Below are 26,811 nucleotides of genomic sequence, written 5' to 3' on the forward strand. Positions count from 1 at the left end.
CCGTCAGCTCGGAGCAGCCTCTGGCCTGATCGAAGGCACCTCGCCTCGGCGACCTCGTCGCTCTGGCAATGACTGCTTCGAAAGCCACGAAATCGGAAAGGGTCGCCTCCGGGCGGCCCTTTCTTTTTGTGCGGTTGTCTTGGGTGTGGCTCGATCCCGCCCCAGACGCGACGCCCACCTCCCCCTCAACGGGGGAGGCAAGCGAAGCTTGGGAGCGGGAGCGACCTAGCGCAGCTCGGAGGGGGTGTGCCGGGGGCGCGGCGCATCCAGTCGGCGCTGCCGGAGCTGCGGGCTCCAACGAGCATCGAGTATACCGCGCCTCAACGTTTGAGTATTGCCCTCCAAGGTTCCCGAAAATTGCTCCATTGAAGCACTCTGTCTCCATCCGGCTCGGGTAGGTGCGGCGTGCTCGGGAACCAGCTCGAGGGACCGACCGTGGCCGGCTGCGGGCACCTTGCCTTCCGCGCACCCCCTCCGAGCTCCGCTAGGTCGCGTTGCTCCCAAGCTCCGCTTGCCTCCCCCGTCCTGGGGGAGGTGGATCGAGTTTGTGGATCTCTCGTGGCCGCCCCAAACCATTCGTTAACCAAATCCTGACGGTTACCGCGGCGTAAAGGAATTATTTGCAACTTGGATTCGATTCATGCGGGCACGTAATCCGTTCCCTTCGTGTACCTTGGAGGCACATCATGAACCGTTTTTCTCTCTCTTTGCTGGCGGGCGTTGCCGTGCTGTCCATGGCTTCGGCGGCGTCGGCTGCTGACCTCCTGGTCCGCCAGCAGCCGTCTATGCCGGGCTTTGTCGACATGGGCGGCGGCGGTGGCTGGGATGGCGCCTATATCGGCGGCTTCGTCGGCTATGGCTGGGGCACTGCATCGCAGGATCCGGGCGATTTGCTGTTTCTGGACAGCGATGATCTCGATCTGACCGGCTGGACCGTCGGCGCGACTCTCGGCGCGAACTTCACCGTTGCCCAAGGCTTCGTGCTCGGCGCCGCAGGCGATATCGCCTGGGCCGGCATTGGCGGCTACGACACTGCCAACGCTGCGGACTTCGACATCAACTGGACCGGCTCCTTCCGCGGCAAGGCCGGCTTCGACGGTGGCGCCTTCATGCCCTACCTGACGGCCGGCCTCGCCTTCGCCGGTGCCACGGGGAGCGACGACGGCATCGACAATACGCAGGTGCACTTTGGCTGGACGGCAGGCGCAGGCGTCGAAGTCGCCGTCGTCGACCAGGTCTCGCTCGACCTGCAATACCGTTACACCGACTACGGCACGGCCGAGTACGACCTGCCGGCCCCTGCCACGGTCGACCTCAACACCCATGCGGTCACCGCCGGCGTGAACTTCAAGTTCTAAGCCAGCCTCGCCAATCGATCGGAAAGGGCCGCCTCGCGCGGCCCTTTTTGCTTATCCGCCAATAGGTTCCGATGCCGCATGTGTGGCGACGCGGTGACACCTCTATGGCTTTCTCGGACGGCAGTGCGGAATTCCTATCGCCTTGATCGAGATTCGCGGGTATCCGCCTTCGGACTTTAGGAGACTCAGATGAATCGCTTTGTAATTGCTCTGCTTTCCGGCGTTGCCGGCCTTGCCCTCGTGTCGGGCGCCCACGCGGCTGACCTGATCATCGACGAGCCCGCAGCCGGCGTTGTCGAAGTTGCCGGCGGCAACTGGGATGGCGTGTACGTCGGTGCGTTTGTCGGCGGCCTCGCCGGCACTTTCAGCGAAGAGAACACCAACAACGAGATCGACATCAGCGGCTGGCTCGCCGGCGTGAACCTCGGCGTCAACTTCACTGTCGCCGATGGCATCGTGCTCGGCGTCGTGGGCGACGTGGCCTGGACCAATGCCGAGAACGACGTCGATCCGTTCTCCGTCGACTGGACAGGCTCGTTGCGCGGCCGCGTCGGTTTCGACGGCGGCGCGTTCCTGCCGTACCTGACCGCTGGTCTGGCGGTTGCGGGCGGCGAGATCGGCGGCTCGAACGAGACCCACGTTGGTTGGACCGTTGGTGCCGGCGTCGAGTTTGCCGTTGCGGACAACATCTCGGTCGACCTGCTGTACCGCTACTCGGACTACGGCAACGTCGACTACGGCTACGCCAACGACTTCAGCCTGACCTCGCACGCCGTCACCGTTGGCCTGAACTTCAAGTTCTAAGCCTCGACGATTTGCAGAATCACGAACGGCCGTCCCTCGGGGCGGCCGTTCTGTTTTTGCATTCGGGGCGCAACACGACTATGTAGCGGCCTTCCGCACTATCGAGCCTGTCCATGAACGCCCTGACCGCCACGGCGCCTGCCGCAAAACTGCTGCCCTACCAGTCGCGCCGGACTTTCGCGATCATCTCGCACCCCGACGCCGGCAAGACCACGCTCACCGAAAAGCTGCTGGCCTCGTCAGGCGCCATCCAGCAGGCGGGGCAGGTGCGGCATCGCGCCAACCAGCGCGCCACCCGCTCGGACTGGATGGAGATCGAGCGGCAGCGCGGCATTTCGATCACCTCGTCGGTGATGACCTTCGAGCACCTGGGGTTGACCTTCAACCTGCTCGATACCCCCGGTCACTCCGACTTCTCGGAAGACACCTACCGCACGCTGACCGCAGTCGACGCCGCCATCATGGTGATCGACGTCGCCAAAGGCATCGAAGCGCAGACCCTGAAGCTGTTCGAGGTGTGCCGGCTGCGCGATATCCCGATCATCACCTTTGCCAACAAGGTCGATCGCGAAGGCAAGGATCCGGTCGAAATCCTCGACGAGATCGCCTCGACCCTGGCGCTCGACGTCTCCCCGGTGGTCTGGCCGCTCGGCGGCGGCGTCGATTTCAAGGGCATCGTCGACCTCACGGCCGGTGTGGTGAAGCGGCCGAATGGCGAGGTTTGGAAGACCTTCTCCGATGTCGAGGACCTGGCGCGCGACAACGAGTTCGCCATGGATCCGGTGATCATGGCCAGCCTCGAGAATCTCGAGCTGGCGCGCGCCGGCTTTCCGGCCTTCGACCACGAGATTTATCTCGCCGGCCACCTGACGCCGGTGATCTTCGGCTCGGCGCTGAAGTCGGTATCGGTGCCGGAAATGCTGGCGGCGCTCGGCGCCTGGGCGCCCGAGCCGCGACCGCAGCCGGCCGAGCCCAAGCCGATCCAGCCTGACGATCCGAAGGTCTCGGGGTTCGTGTTCAAGGTGCAGGCCAACATGGATGCCAACCACCGCGACCGCATCGCTTTCGTGCGGCTCTCGTCCGGCACCTTCAAGCGCGGCATGCGCCTGAAGAACGTCCGCACCGGCAAGGACATGGCGGTATCGAACCCGATGTTCTTTTTCGGCCATGATCGTGAGTTGGCCGAGGAGGCGGTGGCCGGCGACATCGTCGGCATTCCCAACCATGGTGCGCTCAGCGTCGGCGACACCCTCACCGAGGGCGCCAACATCAAGGTGACGGGCATCCCGAACTTCGCGCCGGAAATCATCCGCCGCGTCCGCCTCACCGATCCGATGAAAGCCAAGCAGTTGGCCAAGGCGTTGAGCGACCTCGCCGAAGAAGGTGTGGCGCAGATTTTCCGCCGCATGGTCGGCGCCGACTACATCGTCGGCGTGGTCGGCCAACTGCAGCTCGAAGTGCTGCAGAGCCGCATCAACACCGAATACAACGTGCCGATCAGCTTCGAAGCGATCAATTTCGAGCTCGCCCGCTGGGTCGTCTCGGAGGACAAGGCGGAGCTCGCCCGCTTCATTTCCACCAACAAGCTGGAAATGGCCGAAGACAAGTACGGCGACCCGGTCTATCTGGCGCAATCCACCTGGTGGCTCGGCCGCGCCGAGCGGGATTATCCGAAGGTGCAGTTCCTGACGACGAAGGAACGGCACTAGAGCGGCCGGGCCCCGCCGCATCGCGGCTGCAGACGCTCTAGAACTGCACTGCCAGCCGTCCGCGCAGCGCCTGCCGGGCGGCCTCGGTTTGTAGCGCGCCGTCGTAGCCGAGACTGAGGCTGGCTCCAGCTCCGAGCGCCACCGACAGGTCGAGCGCCAGCAGCGCACTGTCGCGGGTCGGAGCGCCGGCGATGCCGAAGCTGTCGCCCCCGGCGAAGGCGAGCTCGGCAACGGCTGCCGGGTCGCCGAGCGTGTGGGACCAACCCAGAGTCCCGCCTGCCTCCGCCGGGAGGTCGCCCAACATGAACGCCATGCTGGTATGGATACCGAGCGTCAGCGTCGCGAGCGACAGGCGGGCGGCGCCGCCGAGCGCTGCGTCACCGCCCTGTTCTGCAAAGCTGTCGGTGGCGATGCCGGACCAAGCGAGCCGCGCGAACGGTTCAACTGCCGCATGATCGAAGCTGGCACGGTAGGCGACCTCGCCGAAAGCGTCGAGGGCCGTCGCGCTGTAGTCGCCGGCAAGGGTGGCCGCGAGCCCGGGGAACCGGACAGTTCTGGTCGTGGAGATGTCGTAACGGCCGGCGCCGGCGCCGAAACGCAGGGCGAGGTTGCCAGCCGTGCCCCCGGCAAAGGCCCCGATGGCATAGTCGTTGCTGGTGGCACGCTGCGCGTCGGTTTCCACGTTTGTGTGTCCCGCGCCGGCATAGGCCCCGATCCGCCAGTCACCGAAGGTCCGGACGTCGCCGCCGAACAGGAAGCCGCCGGTGCGGTTGTCGAGGGTCTCGCCGCTTTGCCAGCCGCCATAGGCGGTGGACCAGAAGGTCGGCTCCCCCTCTGCCTCGGGGCAGGGGTATTCCCCGGTTGCCGGGAGATCCGGCTCGAGCATGCAGAGGGCTCCGCGCAGTCGATCGATCGCTGCCTGCCGAAGCAACGAACGGTCGCCGAGGAGCGCTGCCGGCACGCCGGCGTGGATGTCGCCGTCGAGCTGGTCGAACGCTGCTGCGGCGGCGGCATCGTCGGGCAGGTTCGCCACGGCGTCGAACGCCGCGTTGCCCGGCCCGGCCGCTTGCAGCCCGTTCGCCACCGCCTGCTGGTTGGCGCTGCCGGCCGCCTCGCGCAATTGACGCGTCTGCTCGACCAGCAGATAGGCATTGCGGGCGTCGTAGGTGTCGCGCAGCCCGAGGAACGCCGATGGCGCAATGTCACCAGCGAGCTCGAATGCGCCGCTGAGGCCGATGGCGCTGGAGAGCACGGTGTAGCGCGAGCCGGCAACATAGGGAGCATTGCCGGTGCGGTCGACTTCCAGCACGGCGCCATCCATCAGGTTGGCGACCCCGGTCGCATCGATGCGGTCGGCGGCATTGTCGCCGGGATCGAGTTCCACCGTGTAGATCGAGCCGGCATTCTGCTGGTATCCTCCCACCGTCAGCACGCCGATGCTGTTGCCGGGCCTTACTCGGCCGTCGACGATCAGATTGCCGAAGATGGTGCCGGAGCCTCCGAGCGTGCCGGACGAAGTCACGTCGACATCGCTGTCGAGCGTACCCGCGCCGCCCGTCCCGACGATCAGCGTGCCGGCGCCGACCGAGCTGTACTGGGCGTAGAGATGCTTATCGAGCACCCAGGTGCCGGTGCCGGACTTGATCAAGCTGCCGTGGAACTTGGTGTCACCGGTCACCGCCTCGGAATAGAGCTGCGTGCCGGCGCCGGTCAGAGTCAGCTTCGAACTGGAGTTGTTTTCCAGCGCCAGTTCGCCGTTGATGCGGCTGCCGGTATGGAGCGTCACCTGGTTGTAGGCGCCGACATCCATCCAGACATTGCCCTCGACCGTTCCGGCATTGTCGACGATGGCGTCGCCATAGGTGAAAATGCCGGCGAAGCTGCCGGAAATGCTGGAGCCGGCGCCGTTGGTGACGCTGCCGCCGTCATGCAGCCACACGCCGCTGTCGCCGCCCGAAATGCTGGCGCCCCCAGAGTTCACCACCGTCCCGGCACCGTCGGCGATGAACACGCCCTGGTCGTCGCCACGGATTGAACTGCCTGGGCCCCTATTGGTGACCGTGCCGTCGCCGCCGATCGCATGGACGCCAGAGACCTTGGCGTCAATGCTGGCGCCGGAGGTATTGGTGACGGTGCCGCCGGCATAATAAACCACGCCGCTGCCGTTGTTGCTGACGATCGCGGCGCCGTCCTCGTTGATGGTGTCGCCCTCGTCGTACTCGAAGAATGCCGCATAGGAGTCGGCGGAGATGGTGCTGCCGGGCCCGCTGTTGGTGAGCGTGCCGGTGCCCGAGAAGTTGACGCCGGCATAGCCGCCGAAGATCTGTGCACCGCTCTGATTGACCACGGTGCCGGACGCGCCGTCATCGAACACCAGTCCGTTGATGGCGCCGGTCACCCTGGCGCCGCTGCTGTTGATGACGGTGCCGTCGGCGTAGAAGCGCGCCGCCGCATAGTTGCCCTCGATCTCGGCACCGTCCTCGTTGCTGAGCGCGAACGGGCCGGTGAGGTCGAAGGGGGTGAAGTCGACGCCGACATTGCCTGCAATAAGGCTGCCGGCACCGGAGTTGGTCACAGTGCCGTATTCCCAGACGACCACGCCGGCCGAGTCGCCGCTGATGCTGCCCCCGCCCGTGTTGGCGACACCGCCACCGTAGTTCATGATCACGCCGGTCGCGCCGCCCGCGATCGTGGCGCCATCCTCGTTGATAACGGCGCCGATGCCGTCGAGGAACACTCCGGTGTCATCTCCGGAAATCTGCGCGGTCGCGCCGGAATTTGTGACGCTGCCGCCCCTGGCATCGACGCCATTGCGGCTTTCACCCGCGATGACGCCGGCATTGGTGAGTTCGACGCTGTCGTCTGCCTTGATGCCGTCGTCGCCGCCTTTGATCGCCGCTCCGGCGCCGTTGCTGACGATGCCGCCGTTCTCCAGGTAGACGCCGCTGACATCGCCGGAAAGCGAACTGCCGGCGCCGGTATTGGTGATCGTGCCGCCGCCCCCTAGATGGACCGCAGCACCGGGACCGGTCACCGTCGCGCCGTCCTCGTTGCTGAACTCACCCCCGGCCCCGAGGATCGAGACACCGCCTGATATACTGCTACTTTCGCCCGTGTTGGTGACATCGCCGCCCGCGAACAGGATCACGCCTACGGCGTCGCCTGCGATATGCGCTCCAAGCTCGTTCGTCACCGAGCCGGTCGCCCCCTGTATCACCACGCCGTAAATGGCAGCGCCGATCAGGCTGCCCGATCCGCTATTGCGTACCGTGCCGCCTTCGTAGAACAGCACGCCACTCCCGTTGGCCGAAGTGATCGTGCCCCCGGCCTGATTGATGGCATTGCCATTGCCGCCGACAATGCCCCGATTGCCGGCGCCGGTGCGCGTGATGGCGCCGGAGTTGTTGACGGTGCCGCCATCGTGCAGGTCGACCATGGTGGTGATCGTAGCGCCGGAGCTGACCACCAGCGTCGTATCGGGCCCGCTGACGATGAGGTTCTTTCCGGCCATGGTGGCGGCGTCGTAGGTCACGGTGCCGGTGGTGATGTTGACGTCCGCAGCCGTCGCAGCGGCCAGTCCGGCGGCGAGGGCCAGTGCACTTGCCGAGGCAGCGAGGACGATTCTGCTGGTCGCGGCTAACACGTTGTGTTGCCTCGATAAAACGAGAGTATCCATTGAACCGTCAAGCGAAAATCCTTAACGGTGATAGCCGTTGCGGTTGACGGGTGCGCGTACACAAACGCACCCGAACGGGAGAGGGCGAGATAATCCACACCAACGAGACCAGCGCTGGCGGCGGAGCAGATGCGCTGCTCGTCGAGGCGGCCCGGCTGCGGGGCTTGCCGAACTTCGACGCAGCGGTCCGCCACTACTCGGCGACGTTCGTCGGATTTCGCGAGCGTACCCGGCTGGTCAGCAAGCTGATGGCCTATCAGTCCCGTTTCCGCGTCGTCGGCTACCTGCTGCACCTGCATGCCGCGAACCAGCTGACGGGCGATGGCGAGGGCGTCAGTTATGGCAGCCTGTTCGAACTCTGCGTCCGTCGCGGCGAGGCGAGCCCGCGGGTGGTCAAGACCATGCTGGCGCTGCTGGGGCTGGGTGGCTTTCTGGAAACAGCGCGGAGCGCCAGCGACCGACGCATCAAGCTCTACCGGCCGACGGCGCGGTTGATGGATTTCGGCCGCTCGTGGTTCGGGCACACCGCCGGGACGCTGGACCTGATAGAGCCCGAAGCGCGCCGCCGGGAGCGGCTGCTCGCCGAACCGGCATTCTTCCTGGGCTTCCTGGTCAGCGCCGGTCAGGAGCATGCGGACGAGCCGCCGCCGGCCGACCGGATGCCCGAGTTCATCGGCTTTTTTGGCACGATGGAGGGTGCGGGCGCCGTGGTTTCGGCCATTGCGCTGGCCGATATCGATGGTGTGCCGGCGCCGAGCCGCGCGCGGCTCGCCAGGCAGTTCGGGCTCTCCAAAACTCAGGTCGCGCGTGTTATCGAGGCGGGCGCAGGACTTGGCTATTTCGAACTCGACGCCGCCGCCGTACCGAGCCCGACCGGCCGGCTCAGACAGGACTATCGGCGCTGGATCTCGATCGAACTGGCGTTCTGCGCGCGGCATTTGCCGATGCCTGAACAGCCTGTGCGCCTTGCGATCCCCAAGGGGGCGCCGCGGGGCGAAAGCGGTTTGCAGGGCGAGGCCGGTCCGGCTATCTGAGGTACGTGAACAGGGAGCAGATACATGGACAGGCGCAAACTCGGCAAGACCGGCTACGAAGTCTCGGAGATCGGGCTCGGCACCTGGCAGCTGGGCGAGAGCTTCGGGCCGGTGAGCGATGAGTCCGCAGCTGAAATATTGAAGACCGCGCGCAGCGCCGAGGTGAATTTCTGGGACACCGCCGACGTCTATGGCGGGGGCCAGTCGGAGCAGCGCATTGGTGCGTTCAAAGACAAGAAGGGCGTGTTCGTCGCCACCAAGCTCGGCCGCAACGGCGAAATCTTCCCCGACAAGACCGGCTACAACAAGAAGAACATCAAGGAGAGCCTCGCCGGCTCCTTGAAGCGGCTCGGCGTCGAGACGCTCGACCTGGCGCAGCTCCACACCATCCCCACCGATGTGCTGCGCGACGGCGAAGTCTTCACCATCATGGATGACCTGCGCGATGCCGGGATGATGCGGCACTGGGGCGCCAGCGTCGAGAATGTCGAGGAAGCGCTGCTGGCGATGAAATCGGATGGCTGCACGACGCTGCAGATCATCTTCAACCTGTTCCGGCAGGACTACATCACCGAAGTGTTCCCGACCGCCACCAAGCGCAATGTCGGTATCATCGTCCGGCTGCCGCTGGCTTCGGGCCTGTTGTCGGGCAAGTGGACGAAGGAGACCAGGTTCGCGGCCACCGACCATCGCAACTTCAATGCCAATGGCGAGAAGTTCAACGTGGGCGAGACCTTCTCGGGCCTGCCCTTCGACAAGGGAGTCGGCTTTGCCGAGCAATTGAAGCAGATGATCCCCACGGGCATTCCGCTCAGCCAGTTTGCGCTGCGCTGGATCCTCGATCAGCCGGCAGTGTCGACGATCATCGCCGGCGTGACGCGGCCGGACCAGTTGCGCGCCAATGTCGATGCGACCAGGCGCGAGCCGGTGGAGCCGGCGTTGGCCGAGGAACTGGCGGGCTGGTACCAGGAGAAGGTCCGTCCGGAGATTCGGGGACGGATCTAGCGAGAGCAAGCCGATAGAGACGGCCCCCTCCCATCCTCCCCCTTTAAGGGGGAGGTGCCGCCCTGTGCGCCTGGCACGATCGAGCCACAAGCTCGACTCTGCACCTCCCCCTTTATGGGGGAGGCCGGGAGGGGGCCGTCTCTATCAGTCGTCCCTCACCTCCCCATCCGCCTAGCCCCCCTTCCATCCGCCTGCGCGGCTGCCTAAGTTACTGCTCACCCTCCCACCACCTCGAGTATCCATATGTCCGAGCATCCCGCCTTCGAACTCGTCCGCGAGCAGCAGATCGGGGAGATCAGTTCGCTGGCCAGGCTCTATCGGCACAAGGCGACGGGGGCCGAGGTGTTGAGCCTCATCAATGACGACGAGAACAAGGTGTTCGGCGTGACGCTGAAGACCCCGCCGGAGGATTCGACCGGCGTCGCACACATTCTGGAGCACTCGGTGCTGTGCGGCAGCCGCAAATACCCGGTCAAGAAGCCGTTCGTGGAACTGCTGAAGGGCTCGCTCCACACCTTCCTCAACGCCATGACCTTTTCCGACAAGACCGCCTATCCGGTGGCGTCGCAGAACCTCAAGGACTTCTACAACCTCGTCGATGTCTATCTCGACGCGGTCTACTTCCCGCTGATCAGCGAGGACACGTTCCGCCAGGAAGGCTGGCATTACGAGCTCGATTCCACCCAGGGACCGATGGTCTACAAGGGCGTGGTGTTCAACGAGATGAAGGGCGCCTATTCCTCGGCCGCCGCGGTGCTGGGCAAGGCCAGCCAGCTGTCGCTCTATCCGGACACCACCTACGGGGTGAATTCGGGCGGCGACCCGAAGGCGATCCCCGATCTCACCTACGCGTATTTCAAGAACTTCCATGCGAAGTACTACCACCCGTCCAACTCGCGCGTGGTGTTCTACGGCGATGATGATCCGGCGCAGCGCCTCGCCATCCTCGAAGAGTATTTCAGCCAGTTCGAGCGCATCGACCCCAAGGCTGAGGTCGGCCTGCAGCCGCGCTGGAGCGCACCGCGCTCGCTGCACGAAACCTACGCCGCGAGCGCTGCCGAGGCCGGCAAGAAGACGGCCATGGTGTCGGTCAACTGGATGCTCGACGAGATCACCGACCCCGAGCTGGCGCTGGCGCTCAACGTCCTGGAGTCGGTGCTGGTCGGCACCCCTGCCGCGCCGCTCCGCAAGGCGATGATCGACTCGGGGCTGGGCGAAGGGCTCACCGGTTCCGGGCTCGCCGATGGTATCCGCCAGCCCTATTTCACCTTCGGCCTCAAGGGCATCGAGGATGACGCCGGCGGCAAGGTCGAACAATTGATCATCGCGACGCTGGAACAGCTCAGCGCCGAGGGCATCGATCCCAAGACCATCGAAGCGGCGATGAACAGCGCCGAGTTTGCGCTGCGCGAGAACAATACCGGTTCGTTCCCGCGTGGTATCGCGCTGATGTTCCGTGCGATGGGCACCTGGCTCTATGGCGGCGACCCGCTGGCGCCGCTGAGCTTCGAAGCGCCGTTCGCGGCGCTGAAGTCGCGGCTGGCCGCCGGCGAGCGGGTGTTCGAGACGCTGATCAAGACCCACATTCTCGACAACAAGCACCGTTCCACCGTGCTGCTCACGGCCGATCCCAACAAGGCGGCCACAGAAGCGGCCGAGGAAAGGGCGCGGCTCGACGCGGCGCAGCAGGGGCTCGACGCTGCCGGCATCGCCGAGGTGGCCGAGCAGACCCGCCGCCTCAAGGAGATGCAGAACGAGGTCGATCCGCCCGAGGCGCTGGCGCGGATCCCGACGCTGACGCTCGAGGACCTGCCGCGTGCCAACAAGGCGATCCCGATCGCCAAAGAAGAACTCGAAGGCGTCACGCTGTTCAGCCACGACCTGCCGACCAACGGCGTGGTCTACCTCGATCTCGGCTTCAACCTCACGGCATTGCCGGGGCGGCTGCTGTCCTACCTGCCGCTGTTCACCCGGGCGCTGACCCAGACCGGCACCAGCAGCGAGGATTTCGTCTCGCTGACCCAGCGCATCGGTCGCACCACCGGCGGCGTCGGCGCCAGCCGCTGGAGCTCCACCCGTCGCGACGGGGCCGGCACCGCGGCCTGGATGTTCCTGCGCGGCAAGGCGACGCCGGATCATGTCGGCGACCTGCTGTCGATCATGCGCGACGTGCTGCTCGACGCGCGGCTCGATAACCGCGAACGGATCCGGCAGATGGTGCTCGAATCGAAGGCCGGGTTCGAAAGTTCGCTGGCCGGGATGGGCAACGGCATCGTTTCGATGCGGGTGCGGGCCGGGTTCAGCGAGGCCGACTGGCTCAACGAGAAGCTCGGCGGCGTCAGCCACTACTTCTTCCTCAAAGACCTCGCAGCGCAGATCGATGGCAACTGGCCGGCGGTGCAGGCGGCGCTCGAGGAAATCCGGACACTGCTGATTGGCCGCACCGGGATGATTGCCAACGTTACCGCCGACAGTTTTGCGATTGCCGCGCTGAAGCCGGAGCTGGCGACATTCATCGCGGCCCTGCCGACGGGGGCTGGCCCATCGGCCGAAGGCTGGGGGTTCGAGCCCGGCCCGCAATCGGAGGGTCTCACGTTCCCGGGCCAGGTCAACTATGTGGCCAAGGGGGCCAACCTCAAGGCGCTCGGGTTCGAGCCGACCGGCGGCACGGCGGTCGCCATCAAGCATCTCAACACCACCTATCTATGGGACAAGGTGCGGGTGCAGGGGGGCGCCTATGGCGGCTCGTCGGGGCTCGATCCGTTCGCCGGCACGTTCGCCTTTACCTCGTATCGCGACCCCAACCTCGTCGATACGATCGATATCTACGACAAGGCCTCAGCCTTCCTCAAAGACGGGGTCGGGGAGCAGGATCTGGTGCGTTCGGTGATCGGCGTCATCGGTTCGGTCGATACCTATCGGTTGCCCGACGCCAAAGGCTTCACCTCGTTGGTCTGGGAACTCAGCGGCGACAGCGACGACGCCCGTCAGAAACGCCGCGACGAAATCCTCGGCGCCTCCGGCCGCGATTTCAAGGCGCTGGCCGAAGCGCTCGACCAGGTGGCCCTTCAGGGGCAGGTCGTGGTGCTCGGTTCGGAGACGGCGATCAAAGCGGCCAATGACGAGCGCGGCGGGTTCTTGAAGGTCACGAAGGTGCTTTAGGCCAGTCTGGGAGGCAATTTGCTTCCTCCAACTCGGTGTCATCCCAGCGAAAGCTGGGACCCAACTCGCCGCCCGCGCCGCTGGAGACATGGGTCCCTGCTTTCGCAGGGATGACATCGAGTTCTGGGCGATAGCGGGGGCAAACTGTCCCAACAAATCTGAACCACAGGCCCACGTTCCCCGTTAAGCTTGGGCCATGCCCGCCCCCTTCCTCGATCGCGACCTCTACGTTCGCCCCATCGATGCCTATATCGATCCGCCGGTGCCGCGAGCCCGGGCGATCATCACGCATGGACATGCCGATCACGCCCGCTCCGGGCATGGAGCGGTGCTCGCCACCCCCGACACCATCGCCATCATGAAAGCCCGTTACGGCGAGGACTCGGCGCGTCAGTTCCAGGCGCTGGAGTTCGATACGCCGCTGGTGGTGGACGATGTCACCATCACGCTGAAGCCGGCCGGCCATATTCTCGGCTCGGCGCAGGTGCTGATGGAGCACCAGGGGCAGCGCATCGTCGTGACCGGCGATTACAAGCGGCTGCCGGACCGGACGGCACAGCCGTTCGAGCTGGCTGAGTGCGACCTGCTGGTGACCGAAGCCACTTTCGGGCTGCCGGTGTTCCAGCATCCTGACCCACTCGACGAGATCGGCCGGCTGCTGCGCTCTGCCGCCGCCTTTCCGGATCGGGCGCATGTCATCGGCTGCTACGCGCTGGGCAAGGCGCAGCGGGTGATCGCGCTGCTGCGCGATGCCGGATATGATGCGCCGATCTACCTGCATGGGGCGATGATCCGGCTTTGTGAACTCTACATCGCCCGCGGCATCCCCCTGGGCGAGCTGAAACCGACGCTCGGCACCAGCAAGACCGAGCTCAGCGGGCAGATCGTCATCGCGCCTCCCTCTGCCATCAAGGATCGCTGGAGCCGGCGACTGCCCGATCCGGTGCTGGCCGTCGCCTCGGGCTGGATGAGCGTCAAGCAGCGGGCCCGGCAGTCGGGAGTCGAACTGCCGCTGGTGATCTCCGACCATGCCGACTGGAACGAGCTGCGCCAGACCATCGCCGAAACCAAAGCCGGCAAGATCTGGGTGACGCATGGGCGCGAGGACGCGCTGGTCTATCATTGTCGGCAGCAGGGGCTCGAAGCCGAGCCGCTCAACATCCAGGCCTTCGAGGAGGGCGAAGAGGGCGAGCCGGATGCGCCGGGGGAAAGCGAGTCGTGAGGCGGTTCGCGCAACTGATGGAGCTGCTGGCGCTCACCCCGTCGCGCAATCGCAAGCTCGAGGCGCTGACCGAGTATTTCCGTGAGACGCCGGACCCGGATCGCGGCTTCGCGCTGGCTATTCTCACCGGGGCGCTCACCTTCAAGAACGTCAAGCCGGCCATCCTGCGTGATGTCGTGCTGGCCGAAGTCGACCCGCATCTGTTTGCGCTGAGCTACGACTATGTCGGCGATCTCGGTGAAACCATCGCGCTGATCTGGCCGCATCATGGGGGCACAGAGCCGCTGCCCTCGCTCAGCGACCTGGTCGAACTGTTCAACATGACCAGCAAGACTGAGCTGCCGCGGCTGATCGGCTCGCTGCTGACGCGCGCCTCGATCAACGAACGGTGGGCGCTGGTGAAGTTCGCCACCGGGGCGCTGCGCATCGGGGTCAATGCGCGGCTGGCCAAGACCGCCTTGGCTGCGATGAGCGGCAAAGAGCTGCAGGAGATCGAGGAGGTGTGGAACGGGCTCACGGTGCCCTACACGGATCTGTTCGACTGGCTCAGCGGCAAGGCGGGGCGGCCGGAAATCGACCATACGGCGCGCTTCCATCCGCTGATGCTTTCGAACCCGATCGACGAGGATAAGGATCTCGAGAAGCTCGACCCCGCCGATTTCGTCGCCGAGTGGAAATGGGACGGCATCCGGGTGCAGTTGATCGCGTCGAAAGGCAGGGTGTCGCTGTTCTCGCGCACCGGCGACGACATCGCGGCCGCCTTTCCCGATGTGACGGAAAGCGTGTTCGGCGATGCGGTGCTCGACGGCGAACTGCTGGTCGGGCCGGATTTCGAGCCGCTGCCGTTCAACGATCTGCAGCAGCGGCTCAACCGCAAGGTGGCGGCGGCCAAGCACCTTGCCGACTACCCCGGCTTCATCCGCGTCTATGACATGCTGTTCGACGGCGACGAGGATATCCGCGCCCTGCCGTGGAGCGAGCGGCGGCAACATCTCGAGAACTGGTTCGACAAGAACCCGCAGACCCGGCTCGACCTCTCGCCGGTGCTGAGCTACCGCGACTGGGAGGACCTCGCCGAGATCCGCCGCCGCGGCGCGGCCGAGCAGGGGCACGAAGGGGTGATGGTGAAGCTTCGGGCTGCCCCCTACCTGCCGGGCCGCCCCAAGGGCCTGTGGTACAAATGGAAACGCGACCCCAATGTGGTCGACGCCATCCTGATGTATGCGCAGCGCGGGCACGGCAAGCGCTCGTCGTTCTACTCCGACTACACGTTCGGGGTGTGGAAGGGGAACGAGATCGTGCCGATCGGCAAAGCCTATTTCGGCTTCACCGACGAGGAGCTGAAGCAGCTCGACAAGTGGGTGCGCAACAACACCGTCGCGAGCTTCGGGCCGGTGCGCGAGGTTTCGAAGGAGCTGGTGTTCGAGGTAGCGTTCGACAGCGCGCAGCAATCGGGTCGGCACAAATCCGGCATTGCGCTTCGCTTCCCCCGCATCAACCGGATAAGGTGGGACAAGCCGGCCAGCGAGGCCGCGACGCTCGACGAAATGCAGGTCTTTCTGACCGCTACGTGAGGCCTACATGTCGCTTGCCGCCATCGAGAGAAAGATCATCGCGCTCGAAGGCGAAATGCTCGCAGCGGTAACCCGCGAAGATTTCGAGACGGCGGCGCGGCTGCGCGACGAGATCACGGCACTGAAAGGCGGCGCCGTGCGCCAGCCGCCGCCGGGCGAGATGGGACTGGGCACGCAGGTGCCGGTGGTCGAACCGCCCAAGGGCTGGAAGCGGCCGAAAAAGCCGGACCTGATGACCAATGTGAAGCCGCGGAAGCGGTAGCACCTTCACCTCTCCCTTTGCGTGCGCGGTGGATCGAGCTGACCCGCTGCGACCACCCCAGCCACTGTGTCATCCCAGCGAAAGCTGGGACCCATCTATCCGCTGGTACAGATGGCGAGTTGGGTCCCAGCTTTCGCTGGGATGACAGCCGGTGGGTGTGGCAAAAGCGAGGCCAGACGCTGCGACCGAGCTGTGGAGGTCCTAAGCCCCGACCCGTTCCCCCGCGAGCTTGCGGATTTCCCTGAGTTCACCGATCGTCGTCTCGAGATCGGCCTTTTGCCGCTCGAGCAGGTCGAGGCGTTCATCCACCTTGGCGACCAGGAGCTTCGTCTGGGCGGTCTGCGACTGGGCATCGTAGAGGCTGAGATAATCCGAGATGTCGCGCAGCGAGAAGCCCAGTCGCTTGCCGCGCAGGATCAGGATCAGCCGGGCGCGGTCGCGGCGGCGGAAGACGCGGGTGCCGCCGACGCGCTCAGGGTTGAGCAGACCCTTGGCTTCGTAGAAGCGGATGGCGCGGGTCGAAATGCCGAACTCCCGGCTGAGGTCGGCGATGGCGAACAGGTCGCGGTTTTCGGGTTCAGGCCGGTTCATGCTTGTTCTTGCGCTGGGCGTATTCCTCGCGCAGCTCCTTCTTGCTCAGCTTGCCGATCAGGGTCTTGGGCAACTGGTCCTTGAAGATGATTTCCTTGGGCATCTCGATCTTGTTGAGCGTTTCGGCAAGGAATTTCTTGAGTTCGGTTTCGCTGACCTGCTGGTCCGGTTTCAGCTTGACGAAGGCGACCGGCGCTTCGCCGCGATACTCATCGGGCACGCCGATGACGTTCACTTCGTCCACAGCCGGGTGATGCAGCATCGCTTCCTCGATGGTGCGTGGATAGACATTGAAGCCCGAGCAGATAATCAGATCCTTGATCCGGTCGACGAGGAAGACGTAGCCGTCGCTGTCGACATAGCCGACATCGCCGGTGCGCAGCCAGCCATCCATGAAGGCGTCTTTGGTCGCTTCGGGATTGTTGTAATAGCCGAGCATGACCTGCGGGCCCTTGACCTGCAGCTCGCCACGCTCGCCCAGCGGCACGACCTCGCCGGTCTCGATGTTTACGAAGCGGATGTCGGTGCCGGGGATCGGCTGGCCGATCGACAGTGGTTTGGAGGGCACGCGCAGCGCAGCGCAGCATACCACCGGCGAGGCTTCGGTCAGCCCGTAGCCTTCGGCCAGCAGGGCGCTCGAGACCTTGCTCCAGTTGTGGCGCACCTCGTCCGACAGCGGCGCGCCGCCGGAAACCGTCACCTCGACCGACACCAGATGCGGCTTGGCCTTGTCGCCGGCCTTCGAGAGCGCCTGCACCAGGGTTGGAACCGCCACGAGGATGTTGGCGCCCGTGCGGCTCATCAGGTCGAGAAAGGCCTTGAGCTCGAAGCGCGGTAGCATCACCACCTGGCCACCCGCCGCCAGCGGAACGTTGAGGCATGCGGTCATCGAGAAGATGTGGAAGAACGGCAGCACCGCGACGGTGCGCGACGGCGCCTTGAACAGCCCGAGCGCCCAATGGTCGATCTGGCTCAGATTGGCCGCGATGTTGGCATGGCTGAGCATGGCGCCCTTCGGCAGCCCGGTGGTGCCGCCGGTATATTGCTGTACCGCAACGTCGGTGGCGGCATCGATCGCCACCGGGGTCGGGGTGAGCTTGTGGGCAATGAGCTTATCGAAATGCACCACCTTGCCAGCGATGCGGCTCTTGTCCGGCTTGCTCATATCCTTGGCCTTGGCGAGGCTGTAGAGCAGTTTTTTGAGACCCGGCAGAGCATCGGGAAAATGGCAGACGATGAGCTTTTTGACGTGGCCGGCGTCCACCAGTTCCTCGGCTTTGTCGAACAGCAGTTTCAGATCGAGGGTCACCATCAGTTCGGCGCCGGAATTGCCGACGATGTGGCTCAGTTCCTTGACGGTATAGAGCGGATTGCAGTTGACGACGATGCCGCCGATCCTGAGCACGGCATAATAGGCGATGACGTAGAACGGCGTGTTGGGCAGCAGCAGGGCGACGCGGGTGCCTTTGTCGACCCCCAGTTCGCTCTGCAGCGCACCGGCAAAGGCGTTGATCAGTCGGGCCAGTTCGCCGAAGCGGGTCTTCTTGCCGAGAAAATCCAGCGCGTCGGCATCGGGAGTGCGCGCGCAGGTGTTGAGGATTGTCTCATGCACCGGCGTGGTGTCGATCGGCACATCCCAGGAAATGCCCTCGGGATAGTGAGAGGTCCACGGGCGCGTGGCGTCCGTCTTTGTGTCGGCCATCTTCTTCCTCCTCAGGCTTTTGCCGCCCGTTGACGGGAAATATCCCACCGATTGACGTTAACGTCAAACCAGCGACGTGGCTCCGTAGTCGCCACGGTTGGCGGAGCCGGGGAAGACGATGCGCCGAAACGAAATGCATCTAGCGTCCATTGGTTGACGTATACGTCAACCGTCGCTATTTTGTGTTTATGGCGCCTGCCCGGGCAGTACAATCGGCAACAAGAATCGGACCGGGCGCGTCGTCGAGCGGGGGTTCATCTCGCTTTTCGACGGTGTGCCACGACCTTTCTCGAGGAGAACGTGCATGGTCTGGGCGTTGCTGATCCTGTCGATCGTGGCCTTTGCGGTGCTGGCGATGCGCCGCGCGCCGCTCTGGCAATGGGCGGTAGCGGCGCTGGTGATCGGGGCGCTGACTCGCCTTTGGACAGACAATGGTCTGTGGCTGATGACGGACGGGCTGGGCTGGATCCTTGCCTTGTTGCCGGCTGCGATCCTCGGCGTGCTTTCGCTCGCGCCGGTCCGCAAGCTGGTGCTTACCGGTCCGGCCTACGGCATCGTCAAATCCATCCTGCCGCGGGTCAGCCGCACCGAGCAGGAGGCGCTCGATGCCGGTACGGTCGGCTGGGATGCCGAACTGTTCTCGGGCCGCCCGAACTGGAGCAAGCTGCTCGGGGTGCGCAAGCCCACCCTGAGCACCGAAGAGCAGGCTTTCCTCGACGGGCCGTGCGAAAAAGTCTGCGCCATGATCGACGACTGGGACACGCGCAACAATCGCGCCGACATGCCCCCGGCGGTCTGGACCTATCTCAAGGAGCAGGGCTTTCTCGGCATGCTGATCGGCCGCGAGCATGGCGGCCTCGGCTTTTCGGCGCAGGCGCAGAGCCAGGTGGTTTCGAAGATCGCTTCGCGCTCGATCGCTGCCGGGATCACCGTGATGGTGCCCAACTCGCTCGGGCCGGGCGAATTGCTCGAGAAATACGGTACCGAGGAGCAGAAGAAGAAATACCTCACCCGCCTCGCCAAGGGGCAGGAAGTGCCGTGCTTCGCGCTCACCGGTCCGCATGCCGGTTCGGATGCGGCCGGCATGCGCGATGTCGGCGTCGTCTGCTACGACATGTACGAAGGCAAAAAAACGCTGGGCGTGAAGCTCAGCTGGGACAAGCGCTACATCACGCTGGCGCCGGTGGCGACGCTGCTCGGTCTCGCCTTCCACCTGCACGATCCCGACCATTTGCTGGGCGAGGTCGACAATATCGGCATTACGCTGGCGCTGGTGCCGGCCAAGCATAAGGGCGTCAAGATCGGTCGTCGGCACTACCCGGCGCGCTCGGCGTTCATGAATGGCCCGACCCAGGGCCGCAACGTCTTCATCCCGATGGATTTCCTGATCGGTGGTCCGGAATATGCTGGGCAGGGCTGGCGCATGCTGATGGAGTGCCTGGCTACCGGCCGCGCCATCTCGCTGCCGGCGATCGGCACCGTGTCGATCAAGCACGCGCTGCGCGTCACTTCGGCCTATGCGCGGATCCGCCGGCAGTTCGGCATTCCCGTCGGGCTGATGGAGGGGGTGGCCGAGCCGCTGAGCCGCATGGTGCGCTTCGCCTATACCTATGAGGCGTCGCGCGGCCTCACCGCTTCGATGGTCGATGAGGGCCAGCGGCCGTCGGTGCTGTCGGCATTGCTCAAATATCGTACCACCGAGGCGATGCGGCTCGCCTTCAACGATGCCATGGATATTCATGGCGGTCGCGCCGTGCAGGATGGCCCGACCAACTACCTGTTCTCGGGCTATATGACGACGCCGGTGGCGATCACCGTCGAAGGCGCCAACATCCTGACCCGCACGCTGATCACGTTCGCGCAGGGGGCGCTGCGGGCGCACCCCTATCTCTACGCGGAGATTTCGGCGGCGCAGAACAAGGACCGGAAGGCCGGCATCGCAGCGTTCGATACCGCGTTCGCCGGCCATGTCAGCTTCATGCTGCGCAACATGGTGGGCAGCTTCCTCCACGCGGTGAGCTTCGGCGCCTTCGCCTCGAGCCCCGTCGATCACGAGATGGCGCACTGGTACAAGCAGCTCAGCCGCTACAGCCAGAGCTTTGCGCTCTGTGGCGACTGGACGGTGGCCTTCCTCGGCGGCGACCTGAAGCGCAAGCAGCGGCTGTCGGGCCGGATGGCCGACATCCTGTCCGATCTCTATCTGCTCTCCTCGGTGCTCCGCCGCTATGAGGATGACGGGCGGCTGGCCGAGGATCGGCCGGTGGTCGAAGCGATCGCCCGCGACCTCTGCTACTCGCTGGAGCAGAGCTTTGCCGCAGTGTTCGCCAACTTCCCGAACTTTGCGCTGAGGAACCTGATGCGGGTTCTGGTGTTCCCTCTGGGGCGCCATGCCAAGCCGGCCTCGGATCGCGAGACCTATCGGCTGGCCCGTTCGGTGATGCAGCCCGGCGCCTTCCGCGACCGGCTGACCAAGGGAACCTATGTCTCGATGGACCCCAAAGACCCTACCGGCGTACTCGAGGATACGCTGCTCAAGGTGACCGGTGCTGCCGAGATCGAAACCAAGTTCGTGCGCGCCATCAAGAAGGGTGTGGTGGAGCGCCGCCTCGATCGCGACGCAATCAGCGATGCGGTGGAAGCGGGCGTGTTGACCGAGGCGGAAGCTGCGACGCTGAGGCTCGCCGACCAGGCGACCGACCGGGTGATCAAGGTCGACGATTTCGATTTCGACGAGCTCGGCTCGAAGCAGCTGCGCCGTGAACCCGCGGCCATCGACGCCGCGGCCGAGTAAGACCCCAGAACGAGGAGCCGGAAATGGCCCACCCGCAAATGCCCGCTGCCCGCGCCTGGAGTTTCGACCTCGATTTCGAGGGCATCGGCTGGCTCACTATCGATGTCCCCGATGCTCCGGTGAATACGCTGAGCCGCGAGACGCTGGCCGAGCTGATGGGCATCGTAACGGCGCTCGAAGCCCTGGCGACATCAGGCGAACTCAAGGGCGTGGTGCTGCTGTCGGGCAAGGAGTCCGGGTTCATCGCCGGCGCCGACGTCACCGAGTTCGACGAGATGTCGGACCCCGGCGTACTCAAGGCGGCGCTCGACCGGGCGCACGCACTGTTCGACCGGATCGAGGCGCTGAAGGTGCCGGTGGTGGCCGGCATCCACGGTTTCTGCCTCGGTGGGGGGCTCGAGCTGGCGCTCAGCTGCCAGTATCGGATCGCCGTCAACGATGACAAGACGCGCATCGGCTTCCCCGAGGTCAATCTCGGCATCTTCCCGGGCTTTGGCGGGTCCGGTCGTTCGATCCGGCAGGCCGGGCCGGTCGATGCGATGCAGATCATGCTGACCGGCAAGCTCTTGCGCGCCAGCCAGGCGCGGCGCATGGGCTTGGTCGACAAGCTGGTGCGCCACCGCGACACGTTGCGCTGGGAAGCGCGCAAGGCCGTGCTGCAGAACAAGAAGAGCAGCGGAGCGCCCTTCGCCAAGCGGGCTGCCGCCTTCGGGCCGGTGCGCGGCTACATCGCCAACAAGATGCGCGAGGAGGCCAAGAAGAAGGCCAACCCGACGCACTTCCCGGCGCCCTACGCGCTGATCGACCTGTTCGAGGAACACGGCAACGATTGGCGGAAGATGAAGGAGGGCGAGGCCGAGCGCTTCATTCCGTTGATGGCATCCCCAACCTCGAAGAATCTCCGGCGGGTGTTCTTCCTGTCCGAGGGCCTGAAGAAGCAGGGCGTGCGCGGTAAGCAGAAGCCGGTGTTCCAGCGCGTGCACGTGGTCGGGGCCGGGGTGATGGGCGGCGATATCGCCGCCTGGTGCGCGCTGCGCGGCATGGGCGTGACGCTGCAGGATCTCGACATGGAGCGCATCAAGCCGGCGCTCGAGCGCGCCAAGAAGCTGTTCAGAAAGCGCCTCAAGTCGAAGACCGAGATCGATAATGCCGTGGCGCGGCTGGAGGCCGACGTCACCGGCAAGGGGATCGCCCGGGCCGATGTGATCATCGAGGCGGTGGTCGAAAAACTCGAGATCAAGCACCAGGTGTTCATCGACGCCGAACTCAGGGCCAGGCCCGACGCAATCCTTGCGACCAACACCTCGTCGATCGAACTCGAGCGCATCGCCGAGGGGCTGACCAATCCGGGCCGGCTGATCGGGCTGCATTTCTTCAACCCGGTGGCGCAGCTGCCGCTCGTCGAAGTGATCCGCTCAACCTTCAACTCCGACGACGACATCGCCCGCGGCGCCAGCTTCGCGCTCGCCATCGGCAAGTCGCCGGTAGTGGTGAAATCGGCCCGCGGCTTCCTCGTCAACCGGGTGCTGATGCCTTACATGCTGGCAGCGGTGCAGCGGGTCGAGGCCGGCGCCAGCAAGGAACAGATCGACGCGGCGGCCGTCGCCTTCGGCATGCCGATGGGGCCGATCGAACTGATGGACACGGTCGGGCTCGATGTCGGCAAGTTCGTCGCCGAGGAGCTCGGCAGCCCGGTATCGCCGGCGAGCGATTTTGCCCGACTGATCGCCGAGAACAAGCTCGGCCGCAAGACGGGGCAGGGGTTCTACACCTGGACCAACGGCAAGGCGGTGAAGGCCGAAGCGCCGCCGCATCCGGACCTCGCAGGGCTGGGGCGCGAGCTGGTGCAACCGCTGGTCGATGCCACCGAGATCGCCGTGGCCGAGGGCGTGGTCGCTTCAGCCGATCTCGCTGATATCGGCGTTATCTACGGGACCGGTTTCGCGCCGTTCCTCGGAGGGCCGATGCAGGCCCGCAAGGACGGGAGAGCCTGAGATGGCCGAACTGCGCAAAGTCGCCATCGTGGGCTCGGCCCGCATTCCCTTCGCCCGCGCCTATACCGGCTATGCCGAAGAGGGGAACCTCTCGATGCTGGGGGCAGCGCTGGGCGGGCTGGCCGACAAGTACAATCTGAGAGGCGAGGCGATCGGCGAAGTCATGGCCGGCGCGGTGCTGAGCCACAGCCGCGACTTCAACCTGGCGCGTGAGGCCAGCCTCGACGCGGGCCTGTCGCCGCGCACGCCCGGCACCAATGTGCAGATCGCCTGCGGCACCTCGCTGCAAGCTGCGCTGTCGCTCGGCGCCAAGATCGCTACGGGCGAAATAGACAGCGCTATTGCGGCCGGCTCGGACACGGTTTCCGATAGTCCCGTAGTGTTCGGCGACAAGTTCCAGCATCGGATGATCGAACTCAGCCGGGCCCGAACGACCGGCGAGAAGGTCAAGGTGTTCAAGGGCTTCAACCTGGGTGAGCTGACCCCGATCGCGCCTTCGACGCAGGAGCCGCGCACCGGGCTCTCGATGGGCCAGCACTGCGAGCTGATGGCCCGCCAGTGGGAGATCACGCGCGAGGAGCAGGATGCGCTGGCGCTGAAAAGCCACCAGAATGCCGCCCGCGCCTACGACGAGGGGTTCCACGACGACCTGATCGTGCCGTTTGCCGGCGTGCTCAAGGACAACAATGTCCGCGCCGATACCAGCCTCGAGAAGATGGCGACGATGAAGCCCGCCTTCGACAAGAGCTCGGGCAAGGGCACGCTCACCGCGGCCAACTCCACTCCGCTCACCGACGGCGCCGCCTCGGTGCTGCTGGCCAGCGAGGAGTGGGCCAAAGCCCGCAGCCTGCCGGTGCTGGCTTACCTCACTCTCGGCCAGGTGGCGGCCAACGACTTCGCCCATGGCGAGGGGTTGCTGATGGCGCCGACCATCGCCGCCTCGGAAATGCTGCGCCGCTCCAACCTGACTTTCGACGATATCGATCTGTTCGAAATCCACGAGGCCTTCGCTGCGCAGGTACTGGCGACGCTCAAGGCATGGCGCGATCCGGACTACAATCGGCACGTGCTCGGCCGCGAAACGCCGCTCGGAGAAATCGACCCCGACAAGATCAATACCAAGGGCTCGAGCCTCGCCTATGGCCACCCCTTCGCCGCCACCGGCGCCCGCATCCTCGGGCTGACGGCGAAGCTGCTCAACAGCAGCGAAAAGCAACGTGCATTGATCTCGGTCTGCACCGCCGGCGGCATGGGCGTCACCGCGCTGGTCGAGCGGGCGGCATGACAGATACGGACTTGTGTCCTATATTGTGATGGTAAGGAGTCCGCGATGGCTGACGGCAAGAAGCTAGACCCCATCATTTCGGAGTTTGAAACCGAGGAGCAGGCTGCGTCGTACGACCGCTGGTTCCGCGAGAGAGTCCAGGCAGCGATCGATAATCCCGGGCCAGACACTCCGCACGACGAAGTCGTCAGGCAGATGGACGAGCTCATCAAGGCTGCAGCGAGCCGCCGCAGCGGCCGCGCAGTGTCAAAGTCCTATGATCCGATCGTCTCGGAGTTCGAGAGTGCTGAAGCCGAGGCGAGCTACGAGAAGTGGCTGATCGCCCGGGTTGCCGCCTCCTTGGCCGATCCGCGGCCTTCGGTTGCGCACTCCACAGTCGTCGCGGGGGCAGAAGCAATCATTGCCCGCGCTGAAGCTCGCGCCAAGAAACGGGCATAACGTGCGGGAGATCAACTGGCGGCCCGAAGCCCAAGCTGCTCTCTATCATTTCATCTCCTACATTGCAGATCATGACCCAGCAGCGGCCAGGCGAATGCTGTCGCGTATTCTCGAGTCCGTCGAGCCTTCGCGCCAACACCCCAATTTAGGACGCATTGGCCGTGCTCCCGGTACGCGTGAGATCGTCGCGCATCCGAACTACATCGTGATCTATCGGACACTACCTGGCGTGATCGAGGTGCTCGATGTCGTTCACGCGCGGCAGGAATACCCCTGACCTGAGCGCCCGCGGCCCCCAGACTATCCACAGCCAAGTATAGTTTCCCACGCCTCGTGCTACACTTGACGCATACGTCAATGTCCCGCTTGTCAGCGAAAACCTGATGCCATAGGGTCCGTACCCAATCGGGCGGTTTCGACCAGTCCGGCCAAAATGAGGCATGGCATGCTAATCGCCAGCCCGGTCAGGAAATGTCTTTCAAGGAGATGGGACAAGAATGAAAATAACACAGGTCCTTAAAGCGGTGACCACCGCCGGCGCGTTGGCGCTGATGATGTCGAGCGCGGCGTTTGCCATCACGCTCAACCTCGGTAATGGCAGCGAGCCCGGCTCGCTCGACCCGCACAAGGCCTCCGGTGACTGGGAGAACCGGATCATCGGCGAGCTCTATGAAGGCCTGATGGCCGAAGATGCCCACGCCGACGCGATTGCCGGCCAGGCCGAGTCCTGGACCATCTCCGACGATGGCCTTGTCTACACCTTCAAGATCCGCGCCGACGCCAACTGGTCGGACGGCGTGCCGGTGACGGCACAGAACTGGGTCGACGCGTTCCAGCGTCTGTTCGACCCCAAGACGGCGGCCGAATACGCCTATCTGCAGTTCCCGATCAAGAATTCGTCGAAGCTCGCCGGCGGCGAGATCACCGATTTCAGCCAACTCGGTGTCAAGGCGATCGACGACAAGACCCTCGAGATCACCCTCGAGGCCTCGACCCCGTTCTTCCTCCAGGCGCTGACCCACTACACCGCCTATCCGATCCGCAAGGACATCATCGAGAAGTTCGGCGACCAGTGGACCCAGCCGGCGAACATCGTCGGCAACGGCCCGTACAAGCTGGTCGAATGGGTGCCGGGCTCTTATCTCAAGGGTGTCAAGTCCGACACCTATTACGGCAAGGACAACCTGAAGATCGACGAAGTCCGTTGGGACAACACCGAGGACCTGACTGCGGCGCTCAATCGCTATCGCGCGGGTGAACTCGACATCCTTACCGACTTCCCGGCCGACCAGTACAAGTTCCTGCAGGACAACTACCCGGGCCAGGCCCACGTGGCGCCGTTCCTGGGCATCTACTACTACGTGCTGAACCAGGAAAAGCCGCCGCTGGACAACGTCAATATCCGCAAGGCGCTGTCGATCTCGGTGCTGCGTGACGTGATCGGGCCGGACGTGCTGGGCACCGGCGAACTGCCGGCCTACGGCTGGGTTCCGGCCGGTACCGCCAACTACGAAGGCACGCCCTACGCTCCGGACTGGGCCGAGATGCCCTATGACCAGCGCGTCGAGGAAGCCAAGAAGCTGATGGCGGAAGCCGGCTACAGCCCGGAAAAGCCGCTGAAGCTGCAGCTGCGCTACAACACCAACGAGAACCACAAGCGCATTGCCGTGGCCATCTCCGACATGTGGAAGCAGATCGGCGTCGACGTCGAGTTGTTCAACGCCGAGACCGCCGTGCACTACGACGCACTGCGCGCCGGCGACTTCAACGTGGGCCGTGCCGGCTGGCTGCTCGACTATTCCGACGCCAGCAACACACTCGACCTGCTCAAGACCGGCACCACGCAGGATGGCGTGATGAACTGGGGCAACAACTACGGCCGCTACTCCAATCCGAAGTTCGACGACCTGATGAACCAGGCCTCGAAGGAACTGGATCTGGTGAAGCGCTCCGACCTGATGCACCAGGCCGAGGCAATGGCGATGGACGAGTTTGCCGCCATCCCGATCTACTGGTATGTGTCCAAAAACGTCGTCTCGCCCAAGATCACGGGCTTCGAAGACAACGCCAAGGACATCAACCGTGTCCGCTGGATGACTAAGTCGGAGTAACCGGCTCAACAGGGACCGCGGGGTGATACCCGCGGTCCCAGATTGCATTTTTGCCGCCGGCTTACGGCGTTGCCCCGCGGGCTGGCGGGAAAG

Annotated in this window: 18 protein-coding genes; 15 read left to right on the forward strand and 3 right to left on the reverse strand. The window is 64.8% G+C overall.

Annotation, left to right across the window (positions count from 1 at the left end):
• The first annotated feature begins 686 nt into the window (after positions 1 to 686).
• The 3 genes from VGV07_RS08950 to VGV07_RS08960 all read left to right on the forward strand — a co-directional run bounded on the left by VGV07_RS08950 (position 687) and on the right by VGV07_RS08960 (position 3,871).
• On the forward strand, positions 687 to 1,358 hold the full coding sequence (locus VGV07_RS08950; RefSeq protein WP_326868349.1) for an outer membrane protein: 672 nt from the start codon (positions 687 to 689) through the stop codon (positions 1,356 to 1,358).
• Between the two features lie 189 nt (positions 1,359 to 1,547).
• A complete protein-coding gene (locus tag VGV07_RS08955) occupies positions 1,548 to 2,162 on the forward strand; it encodes an outer membrane protein (protein ID WP_326868350.1) in 615 nt (204 codons plus the stop codon).
• 113 nt (positions 2,163 to 2,275) lie between these two features.
• On the forward strand, positions 2,276 to 3,871 hold the full coding sequence (locus tag VGV07_RS08960) for a peptide chain release factor 3 (protein ID WP_326868351.1): 1,596 nt from the start codon (positions 2,276 to 2,278) through the stop codon (positions 3,869 to 3,871).
• 37 nt (positions 3,872 to 3,908) lie between these two features.
• Here VGV07_RS08960 and VGV07_RS08965 read toward each other — a convergent pair whose 3' ends face one another.
• The gene (locus VGV07_RS08965; protein ID WP_326868352.1) at positions 3,909 to 7,514 is read right to left on the reverse strand and encodes an autotransporter domain-containing protein; all 3,606 of its coding nucleotides are present in this window, start codon (positions 7,512 to 7,514) and stop codon (positions 3,909 to 3,911) included.
• Between the two features lie 83 nt (positions 7,515 to 7,597).
• On the opposite strand from VGV07_RS08965, the gene VGV07_RS08970 reads away from it, so the two are divergent.
• From VGV07_RS08970 to VGV07_RS08995, 6 genes are all read left to right on the forward strand, one after another.
• Positions 7,598 to 8,581: a hypothetical protein gene (locus tag VGV07_RS08970; protein ID WP_326868353.1), complete on the forward strand. Its 984-nt coding sequence runs from the start codon at positions 7,598 to 7,600 to the stop codon at positions 8,579 to 8,581.
• A 24-nt stretch (positions 8,582 to 8,605) separates the two neighbouring features.
• Positions 8,606 to 9,586 carry an aldo/keto reductase gene (locus tag VGV07_RS08975; protein WP_326868354.1) on the forward strand — a complete coding sequence of 327 codons (981 nt, stop codon included), beginning with the start codon at positions 8,606 to 8,608 and terminating at the stop codon, positions 9,584 to 9,586.
• Positions 9,587 to 9,829: 243 nt separating this feature from the next.
• Positions 9,830 to 12,748 carry an insulinase family protein gene (locus VGV07_RS08980; RefSeq protein ID WP_326868355.1) on the forward strand — a complete coding sequence of 973 codons (2,919 nt, stop codon included), beginning with the start codon at positions 9,830 to 9,832 and terminating at the stop codon, positions 12,746 to 12,748.
• A gap of 196 nt (positions 12,749 to 12,944) precedes the next feature.
• The gene (locus tag VGV07_RS08985; protein ID WP_326868356.1) at positions 12,945 to 13,970 is read left to right on the forward strand and encodes a ligase-associated DNA damage response exonuclease; all 1,026 of its coding nucleotides are present in this window, start codon (positions 12,945 to 12,947) and stop codon (positions 13,968 to 13,970) included.
• The gene (locus tag VGV07_RS08990; RefSeq protein WP_326868357.1) at positions 13,967 to 15,544 is read left to right on the forward strand and encodes a cisplatin damage response ATP-dependent DNA ligase; all 1,578 of its coding nucleotides are present in this window, start codon (positions 13,967 to 13,969) and stop codon (positions 15,542 to 15,544) included. The genes VGV07_RS08985 and VGV07_RS08990 overlap by 4 nt, the downstream gene beginning before the upstream one ends.
• A gap of 7 nt (positions 15,545 to 15,551) precedes the next feature.
• Positions 15,552 to 15,806 (forward strand): UvrB/UvrC motif-containing protein, encoded by a 255-nt coding sequence (locus VGV07_RS08995; RefSeq protein ID WP_326868358.1) that lies wholly within the window; start codon positions 15,552 to 15,554, stop codon positions 15,804 to 15,806.
• Between the two features lie 201 nt (positions 15,807 to 16,007).
• Here the strand turns inward: VGV07_RS08995 and VGV07_RS09000 are convergent, their stop codons facing one another.
• Both VGV07_RS09000 and VGV07_RS09005 read right to left on the reverse strand, forming a co-directional pair.
• The gene (locus VGV07_RS09000; RefSeq protein ID WP_326868359.1) at positions 16,008 to 16,397 is read right to left on the reverse strand and encodes a MerR family transcriptional regulator; all 390 of its coding nucleotides are present in this window, start codon (positions 16,395 to 16,397) and stop codon (positions 16,008 to 16,010) included.
• The gene (locus tag VGV07_RS09005; protein ID WP_326868360.1) at positions 16,384 to 18,099 is read right to left on the reverse strand and encodes a long-chain fatty acid--CoA ligase; all 1,716 of its coding nucleotides are present in this window, start codon (positions 18,097 to 18,099) and stop codon (positions 16,384 to 16,386) included. Before VGV07_RS09005 ends, VGV07_RS09000 begins: the two co-directional genes overlap by 14 nt.
• A 304-nt stretch (positions 18,100 to 18,403) precedes the next feature.
• On the opposite strand from VGV07_RS09005, the gene VGV07_RS09010 reads away from it, so the two are divergent.
• From VGV07_RS09010 to VGV07_RS09035, 6 genes are all read left to right on the forward strand, one after another.
• Positions 18,404 to 20,890 (forward strand): acyl-CoA dehydrogenase, encoded by a 2,487-nt coding sequence (locus tag VGV07_RS09010; protein ID WP_326868361.1) that lies wholly within the window; start codon positions 18,404 to 18,406, stop codon positions 20,888 to 20,890.
• Between the two features lie 23 nt (positions 20,891 to 20,913).
• Positions 20,914 to 22,884 (forward strand): 3-hydroxyacyl-CoA dehydrogenase NAD-binding domain-containing protein, encoded by a 1,971-nt coding sequence (locus VGV07_RS09015; protein WP_326868362.1) that lies wholly within the window; start codon positions 20,914 to 20,916, stop codon positions 22,882 to 22,884.
• Position 22,885: 1 nt separating this feature from the next.
• Positions 22,886 to 24,169: an acetyl-CoA C-acetyltransferase gene (locus VGV07_RS09020; protein WP_326868363.1), complete on the forward strand. Its 1,284-nt coding sequence runs from the start codon at positions 22,886 to 22,888 to the stop codon at positions 24,167 to 24,169.
• 45 nt (positions 24,170 to 24,214) lie between these two features.
• On the forward strand, positions 24,215 to 24,607 hold the full coding sequence (locus VGV07_RS09025) for a hypothetical protein (protein WP_326868364.1): 393 nt from the start codon (positions 24,215 to 24,217) through the stop codon (positions 24,605 to 24,607).
• A complete protein-coding gene (locus VGV07_RS09030) occupies positions 24,570 to 24,884 on the forward strand; it encodes a type II toxin-antitoxin system RelE/ParE family toxin (protein ID WP_326868365.1) in 315 nt (104 codons plus the stop codon). The genes VGV07_RS09025 and VGV07_RS09030 overlap by 38 nt, the downstream gene beginning before the upstream one ends.
• Before the next feature lie 226 nt (positions 24,885 to 25,110).
• Complete coding sequence (locus VGV07_RS09035; protein WP_414649930.1) at positions 25,111 to 26,718, forward strand: peptide ABC transporter substrate-binding protein; 1,608 nt, start codon at positions 25,111 to 25,113, stop codon at positions 26,716 to 26,718.
• Positions 26,719 to 26,811 lie beyond the last annotated feature (93 nt).

This window comes from Devosia sp. (assembly GCF_035944845.1).
Classification (GTDB): domain Bacteria; phylum Pseudomonadota; class Alphaproteobacteria; order Rhizobiales; family Devosiaceae; genus Devosia_A.